Here is a 16,377-nt window from a genome sequence, read left to right as displayed (position 1 = left end):
GAACCGAGATTCCCCGGTGGGAGCGAATTCATTCGCGAATTTTGGCGACGCGGTACGTCAGATAGACCGCACACGACCCTTCCCGAATAAATTCGGTCCCACAGAGGTCTCAATCAATCCACGGACCTCTGTAGCCGAAGTAGATTAAGCCGGAATCGCCTTGGCCTTAGGCTCCCGCGCCCACACCCGGTGCTGTGCGATTGCGGCGATAAATGGCTTGAACAGCTTGCCATTCTTGCCCACCAACAATCCGTCATCCGCCTCCAAGTGCAGAACGTCCAGCAATTGACTGGCTTCACCACTCAACGCGATAGCTTTCAAATGCTTGTACGCCTCCAACAGGAAGTGCAGCGCCACGCCGTTGGTGCTAAGAGCCGCGATCGAATCTGCACCGCCCGGCACAAACACCGCGTCAAATGCAACGGACGGCATACCTTCCATGGAAGCATCCACCGCCAGCGTGTTGCCATCCGCCATGGTGATCGGTGCTGACGTAGGTCCGAGTAACTTGGTGTGTGCGCCTTCAGCTTCAAGTGCCTTCTTCAAGGCGTCGATAGCCGCACCATCAACACCATTGGCAGCCAGAATCGCCACTTTGCGCGAAACGATATCGCCGGACAGCAAATTAACTTGGCTCAGCGCCGGGGATTGCGTTACCGAAACCTTTTTAGACGGAACAGTCCCCGTGGTGGGTGCCGCCAAACCAAGGTTCGCAGCAACGCGCGATGCCAACTCCAAATCGATATTTGCCAGTATCTCGTTGACCTGGCGGGCGCGAATCCAGTCGCGGTCGACTTTGCCCAACTCGAAGCTGTACGCCGCAATAATGTGCTCTTTCTCGTGAAGGCTCATGCTGTTGAAAAACAGCGTCGCTTGCGAGAAATGGTCAGAGAACGATTCGCTGCGACGACGCACCTTGTGCGCTTCGAGGCGCTCGGGGTAGGTCTCGAAACCGCCATCCTGTGGCGCAGACGGCGTTTCTTTCGGCCAGCCACCGTCAATCGAGTTGGGCTCGTAAGAGGCCCGACCTTTGTCGATGGTCATCCGATGATGTGCGTCGCGCTGGCTGCTGTGGTTAGGCGCCAGTGGGCGGTTAATCGGAATCTCATGGAAGTTCGGGCCACCCAGCCGGCTGATCTGCGTATCGGTGTAGGAAAACAACCGACCTTGCAGCAACGGGTCGTTGGAGAAATCGATGCCGGGGACCATATGGCCGGGGCAGAACGCGACCTGTTCGGTCTCAGCAAAAAAGTTATCCGGGTTGCGATTGAGCACCATTTTGCCCAGCGGGGTTACGGGCACCAACTCTTCGGGAATGATTTTGGTGGGGTCGAGGATGTCGAAGTCGAACGAGTGCTCGTCTTCCTCAGCGACGATCTGCACGCCAAGTTCCCACTCTGGATAATCACCGGTTTCAATTGATTCCCACAAATCGCGACGGTGGAAATCAGTGTCTTTGCCCGCCAGTTTCTGCGCTTCATCCCACAGCAGAGAGCAAACGCCGAACTTGGGCTTCCAGTGGAATTTGACGAAGGTCGACCTACCTTCGGCGTTGATCAGCCGGAAGGTATGGATGCCAAAGCCCTGCATCGTCCGCAGGCTTTTCGGAATGGCCCGGTCGGACATGGTCCACAGCACCATGTGCGCCGACTCCGGCACCAACGAGACGAAATCCCAGAAAGTATCGTGGGCTGAGCCACCGGTTGGGATTTCGTTGTGCGGCTCAGGTTTTACGGCGTGCACGAAGTCCGGAAACTTGATCGCGTCCTGAATGAAGAACACCGGCATGTTGTTGCCGACCAGATCAAAGTTGCCTTCCTCGGTGTAGAACTTGACCGCAAAACCACGAACGTCACGCACCGTATCGCCCGAGCCGCGCGGCCCCTGGACGGTGGAAAAGCGGACAAAGACTGGAGTCTTCTTCCCAGGGTCTTGCAGGAAACCAGCCTTGCTCAGCAGTGCGTGGTTTTCGTAGGTCTGAAAATAGCCGTGAGCGGCGGTGCCGCGCGCATGGACGATGCGTTCTGGAATCCGCTCATGGTCAAAGTGCGTGATTTTTTCACGCATGATGAAGTCTTCAAGCAAGGACGGACCGCGATCACCGACCTTTAACGTGTTCTGATTATCCGAAACCTTCACGCCTTGATTAGTGCGTAAAGCTTGCCCAGTAGCGTCGGATCGAAACGGCTCAAGGCTTTCCAGTTTTTTGTTGGTGTTGCCCCGATCCAATGAATCGGTGCCGGCCATCTGGCTATTAACGGTATCGGAATGAGGGAGGGTAGTGGTGTTGGTTATGGTCTTCTTCGTGGCCATCAGACTAAAACTCCTCGGACGCAGGTAACCCGGCGACTGGGTCAGCACGGGTCTAATCGGGTTTGGCTTTCCTGACACGGAACTCAGAAAGTGCAGGTGCCTATTAGTGACTAAGGTGAAAAACAGCCGTTCCCTATTTTTTGCGACCTTTGGTCTACCTGCTGTCGGCGTTAAAATTCGACTAGCGTTATTGCCGTTTCATAGGTCCGGTAGCAAATTAATGCTAAGAACCTCCAGCCGGACAGGCTAAAATGCGCGCCCGGCTTATCCAGCCGGTGTTCGCTGGTAGTAAGAACGCCTGAGAATTCGGCTCTTTCACCACCCTTTCTTATCGCGCCCCCACAAGGTTCGCTACGTGATCGAGTTTCATAACGTCCACAAAACCTATCGGGTTACAGGCCGGGAAATTCCCGCTCTGCACCCCACCAGCCTGCGGGTCGAAGACGGTCAGGTGTTCGGCCTGATTGGACATTCTGGCGCGGGTAAAAGCACCTTGCTGCGGCTGATCAATCGCCTGGAAACTCCGAGCGGCGGCCAAATCATCGTTGATGGCGAAGACGTCACCGCGTTCGACGCCAACGCTTTGCGCGGCTTTCGTCGGCAAGTCGGGATGATTTTCCAGCACTTCAATTTGCTGGCGTCCAGAACGGTAGCCGATAACGTCGGCATGCCGTTGACCCTCGCTGGCGATATGACCCGAAGCCAAATCGATACCCGCGTCGCCGAACTGCTTGAACGCGTCGGCTTATCGGACCAGGCGAAGAAGTACCCCACACAGTTGTCCGGCGGACAAAAACAGCGAGTGGGCATAGCCCGTGCGTTGGCGACGAAACCGAAAATCCTCCTGTGCGACGAAGCCACCAGCGCCCTTGACCCGCAAACCACGGCGTCGGTCTTGCAGTTGCTGGCTGAAATCAACCGAGAGCTGAAACTGACCATCGTTTTGATCACCCACGAGATGGATGTCATCCGTCGCGTGTGTGATTACGTGGCCGTGATGGATGCCGGCAAAATCGTCGAGCAAGGCCCCGTGGCGGATGTATTCCTGCACCCGCAACACCCGACCACCAAGCGCTTCGTGCAAGAAGATGACCAGGTTGATGAAGGCGAGCTGCGCGATGACTTTGCCCACGTGCAAGGCCGCATCGTGCGCCTGACTTTCCAAGGCGAATCCACCTACGCACCGCTACTGGGCACTGTTGCGCGGGAAACCGGCGTTGATTACAGCATTCTTGCTGGCCGGATCGACCGCATCAAAGACACCCCCTACGGGCAGCTGACGCTGGCCATCACCGGTGGCGACATCGAGGCGGCGTTTGCCCGCTTCACCGCGGCGGATGTACACATGGAGGTGCTGCGGTGATGGACACTCTGATCAATCTGTTTTCCAACGTCGACTGGTACGAAATCTGGATCGCGACCGGCGATACGCTGGTCATGCTCGGTATTTCCCTGGCCTTTACGGTGTTGCTGGGTTTGCCGCTGGGAGTGTTGATGTTCCTGACCTCGCCGCGTCAGTTGCTCGAAAACCGGCGTTTATACGCCACTGTGGCGCTGCTGGTTAACATGCTGCGAGCGTTACCGTTCATCATTTTGCTGATTGTAATGATGCCGTTGACCGAGCTGATCACCGGCACCTCACTGGGTGTTCTCGGCACCTTGCCGCCGCTGGTAGCCGGCGCAACGCCGTTCTTTGCCCGTCTGGTCGAAACGGCACTGCGCGAAGTCGATAAAGGCATCATCGAAGCGACCCAGGCCATGGGCGCAACGACCCGGCAGATCATCATCAAAGCATTGTTGCCGGAAGCACGCCCCGGCATTCTGGCTGCCGTGACGGTCACAGCCATTGCCTTGGTGTCATTTACTGCCATGGCCGGCGCCGTGGGAGCGGGTGGCCTCGGCGACCTGGCGATCCGTTATGGATATCAGCGCTTTCAGAACGATGTGATGTTCGTGACGGTCGTATTGCTATTGGTCCTGGTGCAAGTCCTGCAAACCATCGGCGACAAGCTGGTGGCGCATTTCACCCACCGGTAGACCTAGATAGCCAAGACTCTCTCGCCCGAGAGGGTCTTTTTTCAACGGAGTTGATGCATGAAAAAGCTTCTCGCAGTAGTTGCCGCCTTGTTCGCCCTGAGCGCCTACGCCGATGAAACCCTGACCGTCGGCGCCTCGGCCGTGCCCCACGCGGAAATTCTCGAAGTGGTCAAACCGATGTTGGCCAAAGATGGCATCAATCTGCAAATCAAAGTCTTCAACGATTACATCCAGCCTAACGTACAGCTCGTAGAGAAGCGTCTCGACGCCAATTTCTTCCAGCACCAGCCGTATCTGGATGAATTCAACAAGGGCAAGGGCACCGACTTGGTGGCCGTCGCCAAGGTCCATATCGAACCATTGGGCGCTTACTCCAGCACCTATACAAAGGTCGATGACCTGCCGAATGGCGCCACCGTTGCCCTGCCAAACGACCCTACCAACGAAGGCCGCGCACTGTTGCTGCTGGCGAAAGGCGGTTTGATTACGCTTAAGAATCCCACCAACATTCTGTCGACGCCCAAAGACATTGCCACTAACCCAAAGGAGCTGAAGTTTCGCGAACTGGAAGCCGCTACGCTGCCGCGCGTACTGACCAGCATCGATCTGGCCTTGATCAATACCAACTACGCGTTGGCGGTCAAACTGGATCCGACCAAGGACGCGTTGCTCATCGAAGGCAGCGATTCGCCTTATGTGAACATTTTGGTCGCACGTCCGGATAACCGGGATTCGATTGCGATGCAAAAATTGGTTGCCGCCTTGCACAGTCCGGAAGTGAAGCAATTCATTCTGGAAAAATATCAGGGCGCAGTGATTTCGGCGTTTTAATCAATTAATTAATATTTACACTGGATGGCGTCCTGCTGTATTGACACCAATACCGTGCGTAGGCCTAAACTCGGGCTCTTCCTACCCCCGATCGAGGACGCATGTCATGGCGCTGTCGCCTTTCCATTTGGCAATCCCAGTTTACGACCTGGCCGCCGCTCGGCACTTCTACGGCGAAGTGTTTGGCTGCGCCGAAGGCCGCAGCAGCGACCATTGGGTCGACTTCGACTTCTTCGGTCATCAGTTGGTTATCCACCAGCAAGCCAAAAGCCCGGCCCAGGAAAATGCCTTGAGCAACCCAGTGGACGGCCATGACGTGCCGGTGCCACATTTCGGTGTGGTGCTGGGCTGGGAAGAATGGGAAGCACTGGCTGATCGGCTTAAAACACGCGAAACCAAGTTCGTGATCGAACCGTACATCCGCTTCCAGGGCCAAGTCGGCGAACAAGCCACCATGTTCCTCTTCGACCCATGCGGTAATGCGCTGGAATTCAAGTCGTTCAAAGACATTGGCCAGATGTTCGCCAAGTAATACCGCATTCAACGGCGACACATCTGTAGGAGCAACTTGTTGGCGAGGCGGTGTTTCAGATAAACCGCGCCAGCCTTCTCGCCAACAAGTTGGCTCCACAGGGGATTGGACATTGATGGACTACCAACTGCCGTACGGAATACCAAATCGTTCTATGTAGCGCTTGGAAACATCGCTGATTTTGTAAGCGTATCTTCCCTCGGTCAACCCTTGGGACGGCCCCAATGGTTCAATTTCAGCTTGAACGCGAGCATCAGCGATTTTGACGGCACGGTGGCAGTTATCCATTACCCACAGCTGAATAATCCCGCCGGGGGCAAGGCCCAACGTAACCGCTGCAGAAACGCGCGTCCTTTGTTCCGGCGCGCTCGGGCAACGCCTGGCAGTGGACGTTCGCATGATTTGTCGAGCCTCTTCGGGAATTTCTATCCATCCTCGATAGGTCTGCGGCTCCACTATTGACTGCCAGCGCACAAAGATCCGTCGAGGAAAATCAGCGCCGGTTACAGACCTACCGCTAGCCCCTGTCCCCGACCACCCCTTCGCAGACTCTTTTTCATCACCGGGATCACCGTAGCCAACAGCACCAGAAGAACCATGCCGGAAAAGCTCTCCGTTGATATCAACTACCGCGCTGTCCTCGATAACTCCTACCATGTAAGACGGTCCAGTGAAGCGTAAATCCCACCAAGATATGTGAGGGTCACGTGTCCCCGACATAGGATCAAACCGCTGACACCCGACCGATATAAAAACGATTAACAAGGCAAATAGTATTTTCTTGTTCATTGCTTTTCCCTAAGCGGAGGGGTGTAAAACTCGCACTCTAGCTTCCGCTGGGGAGTTGATATAAAACACTCGAGGCCCGTGGCGACCGCTTTCAGCTTGACCAAGTGGATGGTTCCAGTGGGCCGACAAATGGATATATCGCGCCCTCAGCAATGCTTCTTCCCCTGGGGTTGTAGAGTAATCCCCAGCAACAAACCGATCACAAAGCGATTGAAGCTCTGAAGGAATAATATAATTAGGTAACTCAGGGATATCCAGGAACCGTACCTTTTTTTGTTTAGCCAATTGGTGCATCACCCGCAGATAAATCTGAGACAGCTCCCCACGCACAGATCGCTTGAGTTGCAAAGCCACGTATATTCGTTTTTGCCGGGGAGCCATTCGGTCCGTTGAATCAGGGTCTAGAATGGTCGGTTCGGGGGTAATAATTTCCAATAGGTGAGCGGGCCAACCGTCACCGATCATCCGCTTCATTTCCTGTTCGGCGTCATGGTAGATGGCAGTGCTCTTTACATCACAATTTTTAGCTACAGTTAGAACTTGCATAGGACTGACCAGTAAGCATTCCTCTGCTTCGAGCCGATACCCGCCCCCAATGTCCGAGTGTGCCCCCGGCAATGTTATTTCAGAATGCCCAGCGGAAACCCGGCTCAGCGGAAAGTTATAGCGATATTCGTCTCTCGCTACTAAATGTACAACATGGGGAAATTGAGAGCGAGGTAGATTTAGAGAAAGGCCATCAGTACCAGTTCTATTAAATCTTAATAAGCTGTTCATGCCAATTACAGACGCAACGGTATCAAAAACCCCAACAAACCCAATATGAATATCGCAATTATATTCATCGTGAAAGAAACGCTCAAACGTCTGGCGCTGCCTTATAAACGTTCCGCGTAAAGGGCCTCGGCGCCCCAGAGCTACTAGGTTTGCAAAGTGTCGAGCGGCGGCAGCGCCTCGACTGAACCCAAAGGTATCAAAAATAATATGGGTGATCGCGTAACTTGAGTTTTCTTTGGCGAGGTCACTAATTATTTCTTCGATACGATCAAACGCTAATTGAACACGGGCGGTTACTCCTGTTTCGCCGCGACCCAGGCCGGAACCGAGATAGCTGTCTTTTTTCCTTGCTAAAGTACCGATGCCATCTATATAGATTTTCCGGTAAGCCATTTTTTCTTGCCTGTCTCCTTCTAATTCATCTGGGGCGTAATAAAGATCGCTCAGCTTCTTCACATTGGTGAAATCATTGCCGTAACTACTATCCGGGTCGCTCATATAGGGTTGGCAACTGCTGTCCAAATCAGCGGGTTTTACCGCATGGTGCGCACCGCAGAGAATACCCGCTTCGGTATTGCTGGCGTTATTCCCCGTGCCATCGAAGAACACACCGATGACCAAGGTGACTTTGATCTTGCTCGCCTGCTCCTTCGCCTCATGGTCTGCGACCCTGCGCGCTGCCGCTGCACGATGTGCATCACCCGCAGCTATCCCAGCCAAGTAAGGTTTTTGCAACTCCTCGCGAGCGGCGAGCTGTTGGGGAGTCATGTCTTCGATGCCTTTAGGACGGTTCGCCTGACATATACGGCAGCTTTTTGGATCGTGTTCCTTCATGAATTCCACTCCTAAACTATTTTGAGATATAAACCCTATTCAAGCTGCGCAACTAGTTGCACAACTTGAATCAAGTCTATGCGCACATTGATGCTAAATACTTTATGACCTCGTCTGAATCTTCTGAGGTTCACAATACAGCTTATAGTCACACAACAAAATATCGCAATACCTATCCGACACCACCCTAAACTCCTACATACGCGAAGGATATTTCTTACAACCAACAGGACTAAACTCTGCGAATTAAGCATAACCTGATAGCGTTACGGAACAACTCTTCGGGCTGGCACCAAAGAATTTTTGTGCAACCTAATATCTTGTAACAGATAGAGACCCTAATGTGGGAGTTCTCTTGCCGACGAAGACTTGGGGTTATCCACCAGCAAGCCAAAAGCCCGGCCCAGGAAAATGCCCTGAGCAACCCGGTAGATGGCCATGACGTGCCGGTACCGCATTTCGGCGTGGTAAATGGGAAGCGCTGGGTGATCGGCTGAAGTCTCGCGAAACCGCGTTCGTGATCGAACCGTACATCCGCTTCCAGGGCCAAGTCGGCGAACAAGCCACCATGTTCCTCTTCGACCCGTGCGGGAATGCGCTGGAATTCAAGTCGTTCAAAGACATTGGGCAGATGTTCGCCAAGTAACACCGCATTCAACGGCGACACATCTGTAGGAGCCAACTTGTTGGCGAGGCGGTGTTTCAGATAAACCGCGCCAGCCTTCTCGCGAACAAGTTCGCTCCCACCGAATCTATGTGAGCCCAGAACTTTGCGCTGACTCCATCGACTGTGGGACCGAATTTATTCGGGAATGGGTCTCACATCCAACATCATCCGCGCCTGACACAAAGCCTTCCCGAATGAATTCGGTCCAACAGTATTTACTCCCGAACCAACAACCTTGGCAGTTGCTCGACCATTTTCTTGTCGTTCAACGGCGAGCGGATGAAGCCGCGTTGGGTGCCATCCGGGCCGAGTAGGGCGAGGTTGCCGCTGTGGTCGACGGTGTAGTTGGGTTTGCTGTGTCGGCGGGGATAAACGGAATGCTCATTGCGTTGGCAAGTTTCTCGATGACCTCGACCGGCGCGGTCAGGCCCAAGAACGAGGGATCAAAATAACCCAGGTATTGCTTGAGCTGCTGCGGTGTATCGCGGTTGGGGTCGACGCTGACCAGCACGATTTGCAGCTTGCTGAGTACGTCTTTGGGCAATTCGCTTTTAATCTGACGCAGTTGCGCCAGCGTCGTCGGGCAAATGTCCGGGCAGAAGGTGTAGCCAAAAAACAGCATCGTCCATTTGCCTTTCAGCTCAGCCATGGAAACCGCGTTGCCATCCTGATTGGTCATCTTCAGGTCAGGGATAGAGCGGCTGGTGGGCAACAAAATGATGCCAGCATCGATCATCGCCGTCGGATCACCCTGGCCTCTGTTAGACAGCACCTGATTAACCGTCAGGCCCAGAATCAGAGCCACCACAGCAACTAGAATAAATACCGTTTTTTGAACTCGAGTCATATTTTCAACAATAGGTAGTGGTCGACGAGCAACGCGATGAATAACAGCAACAAGTAGTAAATAGAATACTTGAAGGTGTTGATGGCCGCGTGTGGTTTGACACCACGGTACAGCACCCACGACATTTGCAGAAACCTTGCGCCCAACCCTAGCGCACACAACAGATAGAGCATGCCGCTCATGTGGATCACATACGGCAGTAAGCTAACCGCCAGCAGCACCAGGGTGTACAGCAGAATGTGTACCTTGGTGTAGTGCTCACCGTGAGTGACCGGCAACATCGGAATGTCGGCCTTGGCGTATTCCTCCTTGCGATGGATGGCCAATGCCCAGAAGTGCGGTGGGGTCCAGGCGAAGATGATCAGCACCAGCAACAGCGATTCGGCACTGACATGGCCGGTGGTGGCGACCCAGCCAAGCAAAGGAGGCGCCGCACCGGCGAGGCCACCGATTACAATGTTCTGCGGCGTTGCCCGCTTCAGAAAGCCGGTGTAGACCACCGCATAACCCAGCAACGAAGCCAGTGTCAGCCAGGCCGTGAGTGTGTTGGTAAAGGCCAGTAGGAGCGCTTGCCCCGTCACGGCCAGTAACAAGGCAAACGTCAGGGCTGCGGCCGGAGTCACCCGCCCTTCTGCCAGCGGACGTTTTTTGGTTCGGGCCATTACGGCGTCGATGCGTCGGTCCACCACATGGTTAACCACCGCCGCGCCACCCGCGCAAAAAGCGATCCCCATATTGCCGAACACCAGCACGGTCCAGGGCACACCCGCTCGGGTGGCGAGGAACATACCGACCAGTGAGGTGATTAGCATCAGCACCACCACCTTCGGTTTGGTTAGTTCGAGGTAGTCGCGCCAAATGGCCTGGCTAGGTTGCTCGCGTACTACGGTTGTCACGGCATCTCTCCTTATCGTTATTATTCTGTGCCCGATTCTTTGTTAAGCGCTGTGTCCGGCTATTTGCCCGGATGCAGACGACCGTGCCCGTGATGCCGTGCCTGCAGGTCCCGTCGAGGTGCAGCCTTGACCGCCCAACCCAACGCAGATCGTGCACGATAATTCACCAGCACCAGCGTCAACATCAGCGCCGCACCGCCCGCGTTGTGAGCCACGGCAATCGGTAGCGGCAAATGGAAAATCACGTTACTAATGCCCAACGCCACTTGCACCGCCAGCGCCAGCAGCACCAACCAGGCCATGCCTTTAAGACCCGCACGCTTCAGTTGCCACGCCAGCGCCAATAGCACCACGGTTAACAGCACCGCGCCCAATCGATGGGTAAGGTGAATCGCCGTCCGTGCATCGCTGTCCAGTTGCCCGCCCAGGTAATTCGGACCGATGTGCTGGGTCAAACGGAAACCGTTGACGAAATCCGCCTTGGGCCACCATTCGCCATGGCAGGTCGGCAAGTCGGCACACGCGATTGCGGCGTAATTGGAACTGACCCAACCACCCAAGGCTATTTGCGCCCCCACCAAGACCAACGCCACCGCAGCCAAATAACGTAAACGCGCGGGCAACGGCGGCAACGGGGCAAACGCCCCCGACAAACGCAGTGATAGCAAAAACAACAAACTCAATGTAGTAACACCCCCCAGCAGATGCGCCGTGACGACTTGCGGCCACAGCTTAAGCGTTACCGTCCACATGCCAAACGCAGCCTGGGAAACCACCACACCGAGCATCAGCATCGGCAACTTGAACGGCTGTCCATCCTGATGGCGGCGGCGCACGGCTTGCGCCGCCAGCAACACCATCATCAGCGCAAGAGTGCCGGCAAAGTAGCGATGGACCATCTCGTTGCGGCCCTTGTGCGGCTCGACGGGTGTGTCGGGGAAATGCAATTCGGCATGCGCCAGTTGCGCCTCACTGTTGGGCACACTGATGAAACCGTAACAGCCTGGCCAGTCCGGACAACCCAGCCCGGCATGGGTTAGCCGGGTGTAGGCACCGAGCAACACCACGACAAGCGCAAGCAGCGTGGCAAGCAATGCGAGGCGAAATCCAGGTCTGGCCATGGCGAAGCCCTATCCAATGTTCGACAGTTTCAACAGTTGGCGTAGATCGTTGAGCAGGTCCTTACCGTTGACCTTGGCGTCGTAACGCAGCACCAGGTTGCCGTGGGGATCGACGATCCAGAGTTGTGGCGTTTCAACGCCGGGCGCAGCTTTGCGGTACAGCGACACGTCCAGCGGGTAGCGCTGCAAGTTGGGATATTCACGGGTCAGCTTGCCGGTGTATTCGGCATCCAGCGGCTGGGCGACGGCCAAACCGTGGCTGGCCCTGGCGGAATCCTGACCCAAGCCAATATTCAGCTGACGCGCCAGGTACACCAGATGTTGGCAATCGGCTTCACAGCCCTGGGGCGCACTGACCAGCAACTGCCAGCGTTTTTCGTCCGCAAGCACCCCAAGTTCGGTGCGACTCTGACCGTTGCCGATCATTTCACCGTGAAAGCTGCGGCTGTCCGGGACCCAGAACTGCAGTTTGTACATGCCGGTGGCGAGAATCATCGGGCCCACAGCAATGAGCGCCACCAAAATCAGCTGTAAGCGGCCTTTACGGCGCGATTGCAGCGGGCGTGTTTCAGACATGCTGAGTGGATTCATGGCTGGTCCCATGTTCTTTCTCCTTGGCATTACGATACCCGAGGTACAGAAACAGGCCGAACAGTGCAGCCGCCAGGGCAAACCACTGAACGGCATAACCGAGATGCTTCTCCGGCCCCATGGCCACTACCGGCCAGTCCAATTGGTACGCGGCTGCTGCGGGCTCCAGTCGCAGTTCATCGTTGAAGCCTTCGCGCCCCAGCTCGGTCCAGATTTTTACGGGGTCTACTGCGGTGACCAGTCGAGGCCAAGGCGCGCCCACGGGGTCGGCGCCCAGCTGAAAGGTCGCGCCAGACGGCACGTACACCCAGGCGTTAAGACTCAGAACCTGTTCCGGCGTGGTGAACACAGGCGGTGTGCGCCGATCAGGCCACGGCAGCCAGCCGCGATTTACCAGCAACCAAAGCCCGCTGGCTTGATCATGAAAAGGTTGAATCAATTCGATGCCGCCACGCCCGCCGCGGGTGCTGTTGTCCAGCATCAAGCTGTGTGCACTATCAAACTGGCCGCGCAGTTGCACACGCCGATAGGCCGGGTCGGCAGTTTGTTCAAGCTGAGTGCTGGCGATGGGGTCAGCGACACGGCGCTCGGCATAATTGGCAAGTAGCACGCGCTTCTGCTCGCCGCGATCAAGCTGCCAAAAACCAAGAAATATCAGCAGCGGCAGCAACAGGAACACCACTACCGTTGGGCCCACACCGGGTTGAAAACGCTTCATGGCGCCTCCGAGGCTGCGTATCGGCGAGTAGCTATACTGCACGGCATGTATTCCCCTCCGACGCATCATGGAGTTGCATCATGCTCAAAGCGGCGATTGTTCTTATGCTCATTGCCACAATGATCAGCCTGTTCAGCGGCCTGTTTTTTCTTGTAAAAGACGACAGCAGTTCCAATCGAGTGGTAAAGGCCCTGACCGTCCGTGTCTGCCTCGCGGCGATCACCGTCATCCTGATCGCCTGGGGCTTCTACAGCGGGCAACTGGTGTCTCACGTCACCTGGTAAGCGCCACGCTTAAAGCACGTAAACGAAGACAAACAAGCCGATCCACACCACGTCGACGAAGTGCCAATACCAACTGGCGGCCTCGAATCCGAACTGATGCTCAGCGTCAAAATGCCCGCGCATTATTCGCATCAGCATCACAAACAGAATGATCGTGCCAATGGTGACGTGAGCGCCGTGGAAGCCGGTGAGCATGAAGAAAGTCGCACCGTAGACGCCAGAACCCAAGGTCAAGCCCAGCTCGTGGTAAGCCTCCCGATACTCCACGGCCTGCAACGTCAAAAAGCTCAAACCCAGCAATATAGTGATCGCTAACCAGATTTTCAGCGCGGCGCGATGGCCTTTTTTAAGCGCGTGATGCGCGACCGTCACCGTGACGCTGGAGCTGACCAGCAAGATCGTATTGATCAGTGGTAAGTGCCACGGATTGATCACCTCTTTGGGGCCGGGAAACAGCTTCGGATCAGGCGGATTCAGCAGCGGCCATGTGTATTGGAAATTTGGCCAAAGCATATGCGCCACGCCCTTGGAGCCTTCGCCGCCTAGCCACGGCCCAGACAAGTTGCGCACGTAGAACAGGGCACCGAAGAAGGCCACAAAGAACATCACTTCGGAAAAAATGAACCAGCTCATGCCCCACCGGAATGAACGGTCCATCTGCGCGCTGAATAATCCCGAGCGACTTTCCTTGATCACCGTCCCGAACCAACCAAACAGCATGTAAGCCACCAGCAATCCACCGACGGAAAAAATCAGCGGTCCGTGGGATTCGGCATGCCCTGCTTTCAAATCGTTGAACCACGTTCCGAGGCCAAACATGGTGATGAACATGCCCACCGTGGCAATAATCGGCCACTTGCTTTGCGCGGGAACGTAGTAATGCTCGTGAAGTGCCATCTTATTGTTCTCCTTATCGGGCGCCCCTGATTGATCAGGGTGCTCGCGGCTTAAGGCTTAGCCGCCATTGCCTGCCACTTTAACTACCGGTGGCGAGCGAGCGGTGATGTCGAACAGCGTGTAACCCAGCGTCAGTTGTTTCACGTCTTTGGGCAGGTCCCGGTCGAGGATGAAACGCACTGGCATCTCGATGCGCTCGCCCGGCTGCAGAGTTTGTTGGGTGAAACAAAAGCATTCGGTTTTGTGGAAATAAATCGCGACTTCGCCCGGGGAAATACTAGGGATCGCTTGGGCTTTCATCACATGGCTGGTCGGGTTATGTGCCACGAACAGCATCTCGTTGACAGCGCCGGGGTGCACGTCTAGCACGTCATTTTTGGGATAGAAGTCCCAGCTCATGTCGACGTTGTTGCTCGATAGAAACTGCACCCGAACTTGGCGGCTTTGATCAACCACCTGCGAGCCTTCGTATTTATCGCCGGTCTTGCCGTTGATCCCGAGGGCTTTGCACATCACGTCATACAGCGGCACCAGCGCGAAACCGAACGCAAACATCGCCGCCACCAAAAACAGCAGGCGAATGACCAAGCGTCTGATGGAGCGCTGTTCGTTCATCTCATTTCACTTCCGGCGGCGTGGTGAAGGTGTGATACGGCGCGGGCGACGGAATAGTCCACTCCAATCCCTCTGCACCGTCCCAAGGTTTGGCGGGCGCAGGTGGGCCACCACGAATGGTCTTGATCACAATGAACAGGAAGAAGATTTGCGTGGCGCCAAAGGTAAACGCACCAATCGATGACACCATATTGAAGTTGGCGAACTGCAGGTTGTAGTCAGGAATTCGCCGTGGCATTCCCGCGAGTCCAAGGAAGTGCATCGGGAAAAATGCGACGTTCATACCGATGAAGGACAGCCAAAAATGCAGCTTGCCCAGGGTTTCGTCGTACATGTGCCCGGTCCATTTCGGCAGCCAGTAATAGGCCGAGGCGAAGATCCCGAAAATCGCACCCGGCACTAACACGTAGTGGAAGTGCGCCACCACAAAGTAGGTGTCCTGGTACTGGAAGTCGGCCGGGGCGATCGCCAACATCAGCCCGGAAAAACCGCCGATGCTGAACAAAATCACGAACGCCACCGCGAACAGCATCGGTGTCTCGAAGGTCAGCGAACCCTGCCACATGGTGCTGACCCAGTTGAACACTTTTACCCCAGTGGGCACGGCAATCAACATGGTGGCGTACATGAAGAACAACTCGCCCACCAACGGAATGCCAACCACAAACATGTGGTGTGCCCAAACGATGAACGACAGAAAAGCGATACTTGCCACCGCATAAACCATAGACGTGTAACCAAACAGTGGTTTGCGCGAGAACGTCGGAATGATCGAACTGACCGCGCCAAACGCTGGCAGGATCATGATGTACACCTCGGGGTGGCCGAAGAACCAGAACACATGCTGGAACAACACGGGATCACCGCCGCCTGCCGCACTGAAGAAGCTGGTGCCAAAGTGAATATCCATTAACATCATGGTCACGCAACCGGCCAGTACCGGCATTACCGCAATCAACAGGAAGGCCGTGATCAGCCATGTCCAGACGAACAGCGGCATTTTCATCAAGGTCATGCCGGGCGCGCGCAGGTTAAGAATGGTTGCGATGACGTTGATCGCACCCATGATTGAGCTGATACCCATCATGTGGATAGCGAAGATGAAGAAGGTCACGCTTGGCGGAGCATACGTGGTCGATAACGGCGCGTAGAACGTCCAACCGAAGTTCGGGCCTCCACCGGGCATGAACAGCGTCGACACCAATAGCAAGAATGCCGCTGGAAGTAGCCAAAAGCTGAAGTTGTTCATCCTCGGCAACGCCATGTCTGGTGCGCCGATCATCAACGGAATCATCCAGTTGGCGAGGCCGACAAACGCAGGCATGACCGCGCCAAAGACCATCACCAAGCCATGCATCGTCGTCATCTGGTTGAAGAACGCGGGCTCGACGATTTGCAGACCGGGCTGAAACAATTCAGCACGGATCACCATGGCGAACGAGCCGCCGAGCAAGAACATGCAGAAACTGAACCATAGGTACAGCGTGCCGATGTCTTTGTGGTTGGTCGTCAGTACCCAGCGCATCAGGCCCTTCGCGGGACCGTGCGCATGGTCATCAACATGGCCAACGTGGCCATGGTCATCGATCACTGCACTCATGATCTGTCTCCTGCAAAACTATCTGCGA

The 16,377-nt window shown here is 55.4% G+C and carries 14 protein-coding genes and 3 pseudogenes; 6 read left to right on the top strand and 11 right to left on the bottom strand.

Annotated features, from left to right (window positions below; genetic code table 11):
- Nucleotides 1-144 precede the first annotated feature (144 nt).
- Nucleotides 145-2,313, bottom strand: coding sequence for a catalase HPII (gene katE / locus M0974_RS32825; protein WP_297846441.1), 2,169 nt, complete (start codon nt 2,311-2,313; stop codon nt 145-147).
- Nucleotides 2,314-2,668: 355 nt separating this feature from the next.
- Here katE and M0974_RS32820 point away from each other — a divergent pair, with 355 nt between their 5' ends.
- The 4 genes from M0974_RS32820 to M0974_RS32805 all read left to right on the top strand — a co-directional run bounded on the left by M0974_RS32820 (nt 2,669) and on the right by M0974_RS32805 (nt 5,713).
- Nucleotides 2,669-3,676 (top strand): methionine ABC transporter ATP-binding protein, encoded by a 1,008-nt coding sequence (locus M0974_RS32820; RefSeq protein ID WP_297846439.1) that lies wholly within the window; start codon nt 2,669-2,671, stop codon nt 3,674-3,676.
- Nucleotides 3,676-4,350, top strand: a complete 675-nt coding sequence (locus M0974_RS32815; protein WP_297846438.1) for a methionine ABC transporter permease — start codon at nt 3,676-3,678, stop codon at nt 4,348-4,350. Before M0974_RS32820 ends, M0974_RS32815 begins: the two co-directional genes overlap by 1 nt.
- Nucleotides 4,351-4,407: 57 nt before the next feature.
- The gene (locus M0974_RS32810) at nt 4,408-5,181 is read left to right on the top strand and encodes a MetQ/NlpA family ABC transporter substrate-binding protein (protein WP_297846436.1); all 774 of its coding nucleotides are present in this window, start codon (nt 4,408-4,410) and stop codon (nt 5,179-5,181) included.
- A gap of 106 nt (nt 5,182-5,287) precedes the next feature.
- Complete coding sequence (locus M0974_RS32805) at nt 5,288-5,713, top strand: VOC family protein (protein WP_297846433.1); 426 nt, start codon at nt 5,288-5,290, stop codon at nt 5,711-5,713.
- Nucleotides 5,714-5,833: 120 nt separating this feature from the next.
- Here M0974_RS32805 and M0974_RS32800 read toward each other — a convergent pair whose 3' ends face one another.
- The gene (locus tag M0974_RS32800) at nt 5,834-6,502 is read right to left on the bottom strand and encodes a DUF2931 family protein (protein ID WP_297846431.1); all 669 of its coding nucleotides are present in this window, start codon (nt 6,500-6,502) and stop codon (nt 5,834-5,836) included.
- Between the two features lie 9 nt (nt 6,503-6,511).
- Nucleotides 6,512-8,113 carry a DUF2235 domain-containing protein gene (locus M0974_RS32795; protein WP_297846429.1) on the bottom strand — a complete coding sequence of 534 codons (1,602 nt, stop codon included), beginning with the start codon at nt 8,111-8,113 and terminating at the stop codon, nt 6,512-6,514.
- A 374-nt stretch (nt 8,114-8,487) separates the two neighbouring features.
- Between M0974_RS32795 and M0974_RS32790 the strand changes: the two are divergent.
- Nucleotides 8,488-8,759, top strand: a pseudogene (locus M0974_RS32790) (VOC family protein); the annotation flags it as partial.
- Nucleotides 8,760-8,995: 236 nt separating this feature from the next.
- On the opposite strand, the pseudogene M0974_RS32785 reads toward M0974_RS32790, so the two are convergent.
- From M0974_RS32785 to M0974_RS32765, 5 genes and pseudogenes are all read right to left on the bottom strand, one after another.
- Nucleotides 8,996-9,627 (bottom strand): annotated as a pseudogene (locus M0974_RS32785) (SCO family protein).
- The gene (cyoE, locus tag M0974_RS32780; RefSeq protein ID WP_297846427.1) at nt 9,624-10,523 is read right to left on the bottom strand and encodes a heme o synthase; all 900 of its coding nucleotides are present in this window, start codon (nt 10,521-10,523) and stop codon (nt 9,624-9,626) included. Before cyoE ends, M0974_RS32785 begins: the two are co-directional and overlap by 4 nt.
- Nucleotides 10,524-10,663: 140 nt before the next feature.
- Nucleotides 10,664-11,644 (bottom strand): annotated as a pseudogene (locus M0974_RS32775) (heme A synthase); the annotation flags it as partial.
- A gap of 9 nt (nt 11,645-11,653) precedes the next feature.
- Entirely contained in the window at nt 11,654-12,247 is a 594-nt protein-coding gene (locus M0974_RS32770) for a hypothetical protein (protein ID WP_297846424.1), read from the bottom strand.
- Nucleotides 12,213-12,953 carry an SURF1 family protein gene (locus M0974_RS32765; protein WP_297846421.1) on the bottom strand — a complete coding sequence of 247 codons (741 nt, stop codon included), beginning with the start codon at nt 12,951-12,953 and terminating at the stop codon, nt 12,213-12,215. Before M0974_RS32765 ends, M0974_RS32770 begins: the two co-directional genes overlap by 35 nt.
- 80 nt (nt 12,954-13,033) lie before the next feature.
- Between M0974_RS32765 and M0974_RS32760 the strand changes: the two genes are divergently transcribed.
- Nucleotides 13,034-13,237, top strand: coding sequence for a twin transmembrane helix small protein (locus M0974_RS32760; protein WP_297846419.1), 204 nt, complete (start codon nt 13,034-13,036; stop codon nt 13,235-13,237).
- A gap of 9 nt (nt 13,238-13,246) precedes the next feature.
- Here the strand turns inward: M0974_RS32760 and M0974_RS32755 are convergent, their stop codons facing one another.
- The 3 genes from M0974_RS32755 to ctaD are packed head-to-tail and all read right to left on the bottom strand — an operon-like array spanning nt 13,247 to nt 16,349.
- On the bottom strand, nt 13,247-14,134 hold the full coding sequence (locus M0974_RS32755) for a cytochrome c oxidase subunit 3 (RefSeq protein WP_297846417.1): 888 nt from the start codon (nt 14,132-14,134) through the stop codon (nt 13,247-13,249).
- 57 nt (nt 14,135-14,191) lie between these two features.
- A complete protein-coding gene (locus tag M0974_RS32750; RefSeq protein WP_297846416.1) occupies nt 14,192-14,749 on the bottom strand; it encodes a cytochrome c oxidase assembly protein in 558 nt (185 codons plus the stop codon).
- Between the two features lies 1 nt (nt 14,750).
- Nucleotides 14,751-16,349, bottom strand: a complete 1,599-nt coding sequence (gene ctaD / locus M0974_RS32745) for a cytochrome c oxidase subunit I (protein ID WP_297846415.1) — start codon at nt 16,347-16,349, stop codon at nt 14,751-14,753.
- Nucleotides 16,350-16,377: the final 28 nt, after the last annotated feature.

The sequence above is a fragment of the Pseudomonas sp. genome (assembly GCF_026224925.1).
Classification (GTDB): domain Bacteria; phylum Pseudomonadota; class Gammaproteobacteria; order Pseudomonadales; family Pseudomonadaceae; genus Aquipseudomonas.
Note: the sequence above shows the minus strand (reverse complement) of the source record. Positions and strands in the feature narration are given on the sequence as shown.

Bases quoted from the DNA above. Each gene is read 5' to 3' on its own strand.
- M0974_RS32800 (WP_297846431.1), bottom strand. From the start codon at position 6,502: ATGAACAAGAAAATACTATTTGCCTTGTTAATCGTTTTTATATCGGTC.
- M0974_RS32810 (WP_297846436.1), top strand. From the start codon at position 4,408: ATGAAAAAGCTTCTCGCAGTAGTTGCCGCCTTGTTCGCCCTGAGCGCC.
- M0974_RS32750 (WP_297846416.1), bottom strand. From the start codon at position 14,749: ATGAACGAACAGCGCTCCATCAGACGCTTGGTCATTCGCCTGCTGTTT.
- ctaD (WP_297846415.1), bottom strand. From the start codon at position 16,349: ATGAGTGCAGTGATCGATGACCATGGCCACGTTGGCCATGTTGATGAC.
- M0974_RS32795 (WP_297846429.1), bottom strand. From the start codon at position 8,113: ATGAAGGAACACGATCCAAAAAGCTGCCGTATATGTCAGGCGAACCGT.
- M0974_RS32815 (WP_297846438.1), top strand. From the start codon at position 3,676: ATGGACACTCTGATCAATCTGTTTTCCAACGTCGACTGGTACGAAATC.
- M0974_RS32770 (WP_297846424.1), bottom strand. From the start codon at position 12,247: ATGGGACCAGCCATGAATCCACTCAGCATGTCTGAAACACGCCCGCTG.
- M0974_RS32760 (WP_297846419.1), top strand. From the start codon at position 13,034: ATGCTCAAAGCGGCGATTGTTCTTATGCTCATTGCCACAATGATCAGC.
- M0974_RS32765 (WP_297846421.1), bottom strand. From the start codon at position 12,953: ATGAAGCGTTTTCAACCCGGTGTGGGCCCAACGGTAGTGGTGTTCCTG.
- katE (WP_297846441.1), bottom strand. From the start codon at position 2,313: ATGGCCACGAAGAAGACCATAACCAACACCACTACCCTCCCTCATTCC.
- M0974_RS32805 (WP_297846433.1), top strand. From the start codon at position 5,288: ATGGCGCTGTCGCCTTTCCATTTGGCAATCCCAGTTTACGACCTGGCC.
- M0974_RS32755 (WP_297846417.1), bottom strand. From the start codon at position 14,134: ATGGCACTTCACGAGCATTACTACGTTCCCGCGCAAAGCAAGTGGCCG.